Source organism: Micromonospora sp. NPDC049101 (assembly GCF_040648675.1).
GTDB lineage: Bacteria > Actinomycetota > Actinomycetes > Mycobacteriales > Micromonosporaceae > Micromonospora.
On sequence record NZ_JBEZED010000054.1, the window covers coordinates 1 to 9480 of the forward strand.

10 protein-coding genes and 1 tRNA gene are annotated in these 9480 nt (G+C 70.8%); 5 read left to right on the forward strand and 6 right to left on the reverse strand.

Going from position 1 to position 9480, the window contains the following annotated elements:
* Window positions 1-149: 149 nt before the first annotated feature.
* The 4 genes from AB0B57_RS36560 to AB0B57_RS36575 are packed head-to-tail and all read right to left on the reverse strand — an operon-like array spanning window position 150 to window position 2848.
* Window positions 150-908 carry an ABC transporter ATP-binding protein gene (locus AB0B57_RS36560; protein WP_357080974.1) on the reverse strand — a complete coding sequence of 253 codons (759 nt, stop codon included), beginning with the start codon at window positions 906-908 and terminating at the stop codon, window positions 150-152.
* Window positions 905-1675 (reverse strand): cobalt ECF transporter T component CbiQ, encoded by a 771-nt coding sequence (cbiQ, locus tag AB0B57_RS36565; protein WP_357080977.1) that lies wholly within the window; start codon window positions 1673-1675, stop codon window positions 905-907. Before cbiQ ends, AB0B57_RS36560 begins: the two co-directional genes overlap by 4 nt.
* 16 nt (window positions 1676-1691) lie before the next feature.
* The gene (locus tag AB0B57_RS36570) at window positions 1692-2135 is read right to left on the reverse strand and encodes a PDGLE domain-containing protein (RefSeq protein ID WP_357080980.1); all 444 of its coding nucleotides are present in this window, start codon (window positions 2133-2135) and stop codon (window positions 1692-1694) included.
* The gene (locus tag AB0B57_RS36575) at window positions 2132-2848 is read right to left on the reverse strand and encodes an energy-coupling factor ABC transporter permease (RefSeq protein ID WP_357080983.1); all 717 of its coding nucleotides are present in this window, start codon (window positions 2846-2848) and stop codon (window positions 2132-2134) included. The genes AB0B57_RS36570 and AB0B57_RS36575 overlap by 4 nt, the downstream gene beginning before the upstream one ends.
* A 253-nt stretch (window positions 2849-3101) precedes the next feature.
* On the opposite strand from AB0B57_RS36575, the gene bcp reads away from it, so the two are divergent.
* The 3 genes from bcp (at window position 3102) to AB0B57_RS36590 (ending at window position 4404) form a co-directional block, all read left to right on the forward strand.
* Window positions 3102-3578, forward strand: coding sequence for a thioredoxin-dependent thiol peroxidase (gene bcp, locus AB0B57_RS36580; RefSeq protein WP_357080986.1), 477 nt, complete (start codon window positions 3102-3104; stop codon window positions 3576-3578).
* Between the two features lie 89 nt (window positions 3579-3667).
* A tRNA-Leu gene (locus AB0B57_RS36585) sits at window positions 3668-3750 on the forward strand.
* Window positions 3751-3876: 126 nt separating this feature from the next.
* Entirely contained in the window at window positions 3877-4404 is a 528-nt protein-coding gene (locus AB0B57_RS36590; RefSeq protein ID WP_357080990.1) for a GNAT family N-acetyltransferase, read from the forward strand.
* Between the two features lie 28 nt (window positions 4405-4432).
* On the opposite strand, the gene AB0B57_RS36595 is transcribed toward AB0B57_RS36590, so the two are convergent.
* Entirely contained in the window at window positions 4433-5422 is a 990-nt protein-coding gene (locus AB0B57_RS36595) for an expansin EXLX1 family cellulose-binding protein (protein ID WP_357080993.1), read from the reverse strand.
* A 113-nt stretch (window positions 5423-5535) separates the two neighbouring features.
* Window positions 5536-6354 (reverse strand): MOSC N-terminal beta barrel domain-containing protein, encoded by an 819-nt coding sequence (locus tag AB0B57_RS36600; RefSeq protein ID WP_357080995.1) that lies wholly within the window; start codon window positions 6352-6354, stop codon window positions 5536-5538.
* A 219-nt stretch (window positions 6355-6573) separates the two neighbouring features.
* Between AB0B57_RS36600 and AB0B57_RS36605 the strand changes: the two genes are divergently transcribed.
* Entirely contained in the window at window positions 6574-7641 is a 1068-nt protein-coding gene (locus tag AB0B57_RS36605; protein WP_357080997.1) for an LCP family protein, read from the forward strand.
* A 176-nt stretch (window positions 7642-7817) separates the two neighbouring features.
* Complete coding sequence (locus tag AB0B57_RS36610) at window positions 7818-9293, forward strand: sugar transferase (RefSeq protein WP_357081000.1); 1476 nt, start codon at window positions 7818-7820, stop codon at window positions 9291-9293.
* Window positions 9294-9480: the final 187 nt, after the last annotated feature.

The following is a 9480-nucleotide window of genomic DNA, read 5'->3' on the forward strand; positions in this document are numbered from 1 at the left end:
CCCGCCCCCGCCAGACGCTCGACTGGGCAACCCCAGCCGAACGCCTGGACCACCTCATCGCTACCTAACGATTGCACTCACCCCTTGACCCCAAGGCCGGGAGAAGGGCAATAACCTCATGATCAACGAGGGTGGGGGGGTGGGTGGGGTTAGGGGTTTGGGGTGAAGCCTTGGGGGAGTTCCAGGCGGTGTTGGGTTAGCAGGGGGGTGTTGTTCAGCAGGGTGTTGGTGGGGGCGTCGGCTACGATCCGGCCGCCGTCGAGGATCACCGATCGTTCGCACAGCTCCGCCGCGTACGGCAGATCGTGCGTGACCATCAGCAGCGTCACCGGCAGGCCGCGCAGGATCTCGGCCAGCTCCCGACGGGCCGCCGGGTCCAGGTTCGAGGACGGCTCGTCGAGCACCAGGATCTCCGGGTGCATGGCCAGCACGGTGGCCACCGCCACCCGGCGGCGCTGCCCGAAGGAGAGGTGCTGCGGGGCCCGGTCGCGGTGCGCACCCATCCCCACCGCGTCGAGCGCCTCGTCCACCCGGGCGGCCAACTCGGCACCGCGCAGACCCAGGTTCGCCGGCCCGAACGCCACGTCCTCCGCCACCGTGGGCAGGAACAGCTGGTCGTCCGGGTCCTGGAAGACGATGCCCACCCGGCGGCGCACCTCGGCCAGGGTGGCCCGATCCGGCGTCACGGTCAGCCCGCCGACGCTCACGGTGCCCTCGGTCGGGGTGAGGATGCCGTTGAGGTGCAGCACCAGCGTGGTCTTGCCGGCGCCGTTGGGCCCGAGCAACGCCACCCGGTCGCCACGCGGCACGGCCAGGTCCACCCCGTGCAGGGCGACGTGCCCATCCGGGTACGTGTAGCGAACGCCCCGAACGTCCAGCGAGAGAGCGGTCTGCACGACACCGATCATGACAGCACGACGGCGGTGGCGGCGATGGAGGCCGCCAACACCGGCACAGTCGCCGCGACCAGCCACTGACCGGCGCTCGCGGCACCGTCGCCCTGCCACACGGCGGGCATCCGCCCGGTGTAGCCCCGCGACAGCATCGCCAGGTAGACCCGCTCGCCGCGCTCGAAGGCACGCAGAAACAACGCCCCGATCCCGGCGGCGAAGCCGCGTAACTGCCACAGGAAGCGCGGATCGTCACCCCGGGAGATCCGGGCCACTCGCATCCGCCGTGCCTCACCCACCAGCACGTCGAGGTAGCGCAGCATGAACGTGGCGATCTGGGTCAGCACCTGCGGGCAGTGCAGCCGGTCCAACCCCACGATCAGGTCCCGGGTGGTGGTCGTCGCGGCGAGCAACAGCGAGGCGAGCACACCCAGGGTGCCCTTGGCCAGGATGTTCCACGCGCCGTGCAGCCCGTCCTCGGACAGGCGCAGGCCCAGCACCTCGACCCGGTCGCCGGCACCGAGGAACGGCAGCGCCACGGCGAACAGTACGAACGGCAGCTCGATCAGCGCCCGGCTGAGCAGCCACCGCGGCCCCACCCGGGCCAGCGCCGCCACCGCCGCCACCAGCACGGCGTACGCGCCGAAGGCCCAGAACGCCTCGCGTGGGGTGGCCACCACGGCGAGGGTGAAGACCACCATCGCCACGATCTTGACCTCGGGCGGGAGCCGGTGCACCGGCGAGTCCGCCTCGCGGTACAGCACGTGCCCGTGACCGGCACCCATTCCGCGTACTCCCTGCTCAGCTGACGCGCGACGTCGCCGCGTCGTCCTCGGCGGGCGTCGTGGCGTAGCCGCCGGTCGGCGTGGCGTCGCCGCCGGTCGGCGTGGCGTCGCCGCCGGTCGGCGTGGTGCCCCGGCGGCGCAGCAGCCAGAAACCGCCGGCGCCGATCGCGAAGGTGACGAGCACGCCGAGCACCCCGGAGAGGCCGGTGGAGACGAAGCTGTTCCGCACGCCGCGCACGCCGTAGTCGGCGAGCGGGCTGTCGGCGAACTCGTGGTCTCGGGCCTGTTGGGCCGGGCAACTGCCGCCGACGATGTTGTCCTCGGCGTCGACCGTGCAGCCCTTGAGTAGGGACGAGTCCAGCCCGTCCGGGTGCGACGAGGCGTAGTTGCTCACCACTCCGGCGAGCAGCAGGGCGACCAGCAGGCCAGCGGCCAGGAAGGCCCAGGAGCGGTTCTTCATCGGACACCTCCGGCGACCGGGACAGCGGGGGCGGCGGGTGCGCGCAGCGAGCGCAGCGCGTACACCAGGTCGGGTCGCACCTTCGCGACGGTGAGCACGGTGGTCGCGGTGATCAGGCCCTCGCCGATGCCGATCAGCAGGTGGACGCCGGCCATCGTGCCGGCCAGGCCGGTCAGGTTGCTCCCCAGGTCGGTGGTGCCACCCAGCCAGTACTCCAGGACGAAGCCCTGCGACGCGACCACCACGCTGAGCGTCGCGGCCACGAACGCGGTCACGGCCAGACCGGCCGGCGTACGGGGCAGCACCCGCAGCAACAGCGCGATCAGCAGGTATGCCGCGGCGGTGCCGAGCAGCGCCATGTTCGTGATGTTGAGGCCGAGCATCGCCACGCCGCCGTCACCGAAGATCAGTGCCTGCACGACCAGCACCACTGACACGCAGAGCGCGCCGACCCACGGGCCGACAAGCATGGCGGCGAGCGCGCCGCCGAGCAGGTGGCCACTCACCCCGGCCGTGAAGATCGGAAAGTTGAGCATCTGGACGGCGAAGATGAACGCGGCCACCAGGCCCGCCATCGGTGCCAGCCGGTCGTCCAGGTCACGCCGGCCGCGCAGGACGCAGAAGGTGAGCGCGGCAAGAGCGAGCGCAGCGAAGATCGCTGCCACCGGACCGTCGATGATCCCGTTCGAGATGTGCATCGCCAGTGTTTCCACGCGACCTCCCACACGTCAGCGGGCCCGACCGGACCAGCGTGCGTCAGCCTATTTCCCAACACTCGTTGTTGCCAGACTCTGGCAACAACGCGAGGTGTTGATCACCTTTCCGGCCGACCAAACCCTGCGGCGGTCCGCCGCCCAGGTGATCGACCCGCCATCCTGCCCTCGCCGCCGGTGACAGCGCCCAACCGACCCAGGCCACGCCGCCAGCGACAGCAGGCGCCCGGTCGGGCGGCGGTATCGTCGGGCCATGACCACGCCCGACCGCCTCTCCCCCGGTGACCCCGCGCCCGAGTTCACCCTCGCCACCGACACCGGTGACCAACTCTCCCTCGCCGACCTGCGCGGTCGCAGGGTGATCCTGTACGCCTACCCGGCGGCGATGACCCCCGGCTGCACCAAGCAGGCCTGCGACTTCCGCGACTCGCTCGCCGCACTCCAGGCAGCCGGGTACGAGGTCGTCGGCATCTCCCCGGACAAGCCGGAGAAGCTGGCGAAGTTCCGCGAGCGCGACGCGATCACCTTCCCGCTGGTGTCCGACCCGGACCGGGCGGTGCTGACCGCCTACGGCGCGTACGGCGAGAAGCAGTTGTACGGCAAGACCGTCACCGGCGTGATCCGCTCGACGTTCGTGATCGACGCCGACGGCAAGGTCGAGCGAGCGCTCTACAACGTCAAGGCCACCGGGCACGTCGCGAAGCTCCGCCGCGACCTCGGCCTGGACTGAGGCGGAGAGCCCCGGCGCGGCCTTGGACCAGCCGCCGGGAGGCCGGGCTCGACATCGCCGAAGCCGGACGTTCTAGACTCAGCGGGTTGGCGGGAGTGGCGTAACGGCAGCCGCGATAGGTTTAGGTCCTATTGTCCGAAAGGGCGTAGGGGTTCGAGTCCCCTCTCCCGCACAGATCAACGAGCACCACAGGCCACCGAGCACCACAGGCCACCGAGCACCACGCGCCCCGACTGCGGTTGTCGGGCGCGTCACTGTCGAGGGTCGCGGGCCTGGTCGGCAGGTCAGGATGGCGAGCGTGAGTCTGCGCTTCGTCCTCGACCCCGACCTGACCCCGCGGCTGCGCGCCGAGATCGTCGCGCTCTGGGCGGACGCCAGCAACGCTGGCGGCGCGGTCGGCTTCGTCCCGCCGGTGACCGTCGCCGACGTCCACGTGCTCGCCGACCCGACCTTCGCCGGCATCACCGACGGACCGGACCGCCTGCTTGTCGGATACTCCGGCGACCGATTGGTGGCCCTGCTGGTCTTCAGTGACAACCGTTTCCCGCTCAAGGCGCACTGGTGTGTGTTGAAGCGGGTGATGGTCCACCCGGACGCCCAGGGCACCGGGTACGGCTCGGCGCTGATGGTCGAGGCCGCCCGGCTGGGCAGGCGGTTCGGCCACGAGGCGCTGCACGTGACGGTGCGCGACGGGTTGGGGCTGGACACGTTCTACGCTCGCCTCGGCTACCGGGAGATCGGCCGGTTGCCGGGCGCGTTGCGGGTGGCGCCCGGTGACGACCGGGACGAGATCCTGATGTGGCTCGACCTGACGCCTGTCGACTGAGCGGTCACCCGCGCACCAGACTGAGCGGTCAGCCCGCGCACCAGCGGGCGTTCGCCGCGACCGGCGGGGTGCTCGGCGTGCCGGTGGCCGGCGCGCTCGCCTTCGCCACCTCGGCCGGTCGGCGGGCCGGCGTCGGCGTACCGGCGGGTCGGTTGCCGGGCGGCCGGGCCGACGCGGCCGGGCGCGGGGTGGCCGCCGCGCCGACACTTCCGTACATGCGGACCGCGCTGTTCTGCACCTGGGCGGGTGCCATCCGGATGCCGCCGACGGTGGCGCGGTTTCCGTACACGTCGCTGACGCGGATGGTGAACGGCCCGGCCCCGGCGCCGGAGGGGATCAGCCAGTAGTTGTAGTCCTGCCGGGCGGCCGGGCGCCACGGATCGCTGTCCCGCTGCCGGACCTCGACCGACCGCAGCGGGTTGCCGTGGTTGCCGACGCGGACGGCGAACCAGAACTGCGACGCGCCCTCCTTGATCCGGAAGGTGAGCGGGCCGGGCAGCGGTGGGTTGACCACCGCGCGGTAGGTGACCGGGACGAGACCCTGGACCGGCTCGGCGATCCGGGCGAACGCCTCGCGGGACAGATCGAGATGCCCGGGCACACACTCCGGGCACTGGTCCATGATCAGCACTCGGACGGTGCCCTTCGGGCCGGTCACGTCGAGGAAGCCACCGCAGGCGGCGCCGGCGGAGTATTCGGTCGGGCCGAGCGCGACGTAGAGGCGGTTGGCCGGGGCAGCGGGGTTCGAGCAGTTGCCGCCAGCGCCGTTCGAGTCGTAGAAGGTGGCCTTGCCGCTGTGGGTGGCGGTGCCGGTGGGCGGTGCGGCGGCGAGCGTCCGGCCGGCGGCACAGGCCGGGGCGGAGCCCGACCGCAGGGTCAGGGTGAGCCCCAGTGCCGCCGCGACAACTGTGACGCCGGTGGCGACCAGCCAGGGCGTCGAGCGCGACGACGACCGGGGCCGGACCTCGGGAGCCCGGTCCAGGTCGATGTCGATGTCGACAACGCTTGCGTCCGTCACGACGGCGATGCTGCCGGAACCGGGCGCGAGGCGACAAGCCGGCTAAGCCAAAGCTAAGACAGCGTCGACGGACGGTGATCGGCGCGTTCCCGATCGAGGGTCGCGGTGACCGGTCAGGGCGCGAGGACGAGCGCGGCCCCCAAGGCCAGCGGTCCACTGTCGAGCGGTACCAGGTTCAGTCCGAAGAGGATCTTCCGCTGGACGTTGCGGTGGCGGCCGAGGGTGCGCAGCGGTTCGTGCGTGCGTACCCCGGTTTCCTGGTCGGTCGTGGTCACCACGCAGCGGGCGCACGGCCCGGCGGCCCGAAACCGCAGGTCACCGATGCGCAGCGATCGACCCACCCAGTCGTCCTCGGCCCAGGCCGGTGCCCCGTCGACGACCAGGTTGGGTCGGAACCGGGTCATCGGCAGCGGTTCCTCCGCCGCCTCGGCCAGCCATTCGTTGAGGACGTCGAGGGAGGCGGTGTTCGTCAGCAGCAGCGGGTAGGCGTCGGCGAAGCTGACCTCGTCGCCGGTGTCGTGGTCGCGGTCCTCGACGGCCAGGTGGCGGGTCGGCCGGGCCAGCCAGACCAGCCGGACCGGTCGGCCGAGCAGCGCACCGAGCCAGTCGTCGGCCGCTCGACCGGCCGGCAGAGCCGGGACCGGGATGGTGCGGTGGCGGAAGGTGCGCACCGCGACCGGATCGCCGGCGGTCGGCTCGGGCACGTCGAGGTCGGCCCGCCCGGCGGCGCGCAGCGTCAGACCCCCGGGGCGAACGCTGGCGTGCAGGCCGACCAGCCGGGTGGTGTCCCGCTGGGTGACGCCGACGCCGTCGGCGTCGACGACCATCCAGCGCCGGTCGCCGGCCAGACCCCACGGCCGCACGAACGCGCCGTCGTGGTCGAGCCGGTGACAACCCTTGACCGGGTACGTGTGGATCGACGTCAGTCGCACCTGGCTACCACCCTCCGCCGCTGCCGTCGCCCGGGTGCCAGTGGCCGCCGACCGGGGCGAACGGCGTGCCGGCGAGGGCTCTGCGTGGTTGGATGGCGTCCACCGCTGCTTCATAGCGGGTTCGGGCCAACGATCGTCGGAGAAGTTTCGGTCGGGTCGCGGATCCGATGACCCGGACGGGGGTACATGCCTGTAACCCGGAATCAGTAGCATCGCGGCATGCAGTATCGCCAAGAGTACGCGGAGCCCGAGACCCAGTTCATCGCGCCGCAGCAACCATCGGAGCCGACCAAGAAGGCGCGGCGGAAGCGTCCCCGGTGGCAAAAGGTCGCTTTGATCACCTTCGTGGTCCTGGCGTTGCTCGGCGGTAGCGGCATGATCGCCGGAGGTTTGTACTTCCGTTCCATCAACTCCGGCATCGAGCGCGTCGACGCCTTCGACGGTGTGCCGGAGGCCGACCGTCCGCAGGTTGGTGAGAACGCCCAGGGCGCCATGAACATCATGATCCTCGGCAGCGACTCCCGCGATCCGGGCAACGAGTCCGGCTCCCGCACCGACACCATCATCGTGGCCCACCTGCCGAAGGACCGGTCCAGCGCCCAGCTCATCTCGATCCCCCGGGACACCTGGGTCAGCGTGCCGAAGTCCTCGAGCGGCCGGGGTGGCAAGGACGCGAAGATCAACGCGTCGTTCGCGTGGGGCGGCGTGCCGCTGCTGGTGCAGACGGTGGAGAAGTTCACCGGCGTGCGGATCGACCACGTGACGATCGTCGACTTCAGCGGTTTCAAGGAGATCGTGGACGCGCTCGGCGGCATCACCGTGGACGTGGAGAAGGGCTTCACCACGCTGTACGCGCTCAACGGCAGCCGGACGTTCAAGGCCGGACGGCAGAAGATGGACGGGGCGGCCGCGCTGGACTACGCACGCGAACGGCACGCCTTCGCCGACGGCGACTTCGCCCGGATCAGGCACCAGCAGCAGGTGATCAAGGCGATCCTGGACAAGGCGGCGTCCGGCGGGACGCTCGCCAACCCGGCCAAGCTCAACTCCTTCGTCAAGGCGACGGCGGACGCGGTCGCCGTGGACAAGAAGTTGAACCTGATTGATCTCGCCTCCGAGATGCGTGACCTGCGCAGCGGTAACCTGACGTTCCTCACCTGCCCGGTGAAGGGCACCGGCACGATGGGCACCGAGAGCGTCGTGCTCGCCGACAAGGACAAGGCAGCCAAGGTCTTCGACGCGGTCCGCAACGACAACGTTCCGGGAATCCTCTCCGCCGCAAAGTAGGAGGAGGAACTGACTTGCCGGCTATGGTGACTCGACCCGGTCGATCGTAGAGTTCGGTCGCCCTTACGGTCGGGATGCGTGACCGAGGGCATTCACGGGGAGGTCCACTAGTGCCAGGCCAGCCGGCGACCAGCCATTCGTCCACGCCGCCGCCAGTCGGCGGGGACGAGACTGACATGCCGGGCGACGGGGCCCGTCTGTACGGCGGCGCCCCACCCGTGCCCCAGACCAGGGAGCCGCGGATTCGGGCGCAGGCGAAGGTCGAGACGCCCGGCCTGGGCACCACGGCCGTCCTGCCGTACGCGCGGTCCCGCACCTCGTCACGGACCCGGTGGCTGCGGGCCTGGATGATGATCGCGCCCGTCGACGCCGTCGCGCTCATCGCTCCGCTGGTGCTGACCCAGAGCTACTGGCGCGGGACGATGGCCAACGCGGCCCTGACCGTGGCCCTCTTCGCGACCGGCGGCCTCTACCGGCCGCGCCGGCACGTGAGCATCCTCGACGAGCTGCCGAGCCTCTGCGGGCGCCTGCTGGCCGCCGCCTCGGTGGTGGCCATCATCGCGGCCGAACGTCACGCCTCGGTGGCGTACGTCGGCGGGTTCATGCGCGGCGTCGCGCTGTCGGCGGGGCTCGTGATCCTCGGGCGTGCGGCCAGCAGGTCGTTCACCGTCCTGTCCCGCAAGCGTCGCTGGGCGGAGCACAACGCGCTCGTCGTCGGCGGCGGCCCGATCGGCCTCGAAATCGCCAGGCTGCTGCGCCGCTACCCGCAGTACGGCCTGCGGTACGCCGGCTGTGTCGACGTCGCGTCGCGCCAGGGTAACGGTGCGCTGCCGCTGAGCGGGTCGATGTCGGACCTCGAACACCTCGTCCGGTTGACGGAGTGCGAAGTCCTGATCATCGCCGACCCGGACTGCGACGAGACCACGCTCATGGAAACCCTGTTGCAGCCGCGCAGCTCCCGCTGCGATCTCTGGGCCGTGCCGCGTCTGTGGGGCTCACGCTCCCACAGCGGTTACCCCGACCACATCGGCGCGTTCCCGATCGTCAAGATCGGTGACATCACGCTGACCGGCCCGCGGTGGGCCATCAAGCGCGCGTCGGACATGCTGTTCGCCGGGGTCGCGCTCCTGCTGTTGAGCCCGGTGCTGCTGCTCTGCGCCCTCGCCACGTTCATCGACGGTGGCAAGGGCATCTTCTTCTACCAGGAGCGGATCGGCCGGTACGGCAAGCCGTTCAACGTCATCAAGTTCCGCTCGATGCGTCCCGTGAACGAGCAGGAGTCCCAGACCAACTGGTCCATCGCGCACGACAACCGGGTCGGCCCGATCGGCCGGTTCATGCGCCGGACGTCGCTGGACGAGCTGCCCCAGTTGTGGAACATCCTGCGTGGCGACATGAGCGTGGTCGGGCCGCGGCCGGAACGGCCGTACTTCGTGGAGAAGTTCTCGGCGGAATACCCGGACTACGCGGCACGCCACCGGGTTCCCGTTGGGCTCACCGGGCTCGCGCAGGTCAGCGGCCTGCGCGGGGACACCCCGATCTCCGACCGGGCCCGGTTCGACAACTACTACATCGAGAACTGGTCGCTGTGGTTGGACGTCAAGGTGGTGCTCCGCACCGTCTCGGAGGTCTTCCGCGCCGGAGGCCGCTGACCGAAGACACAACCGCCGCGGGTGGTGGCGCCGACGATCTCGACACGTCGGCACCACCACCCGCGGCGTTGTCAGCTCAGGCGGTTGTCAGCTCATGCGGTGGGTGTGGTCTTGAGGGGTTCCCACCAGGTGCGGTTGTCGCGGTACCAGGTGACGGTGTCGGCGAGGCCGGCGTCGAGGGTGATGC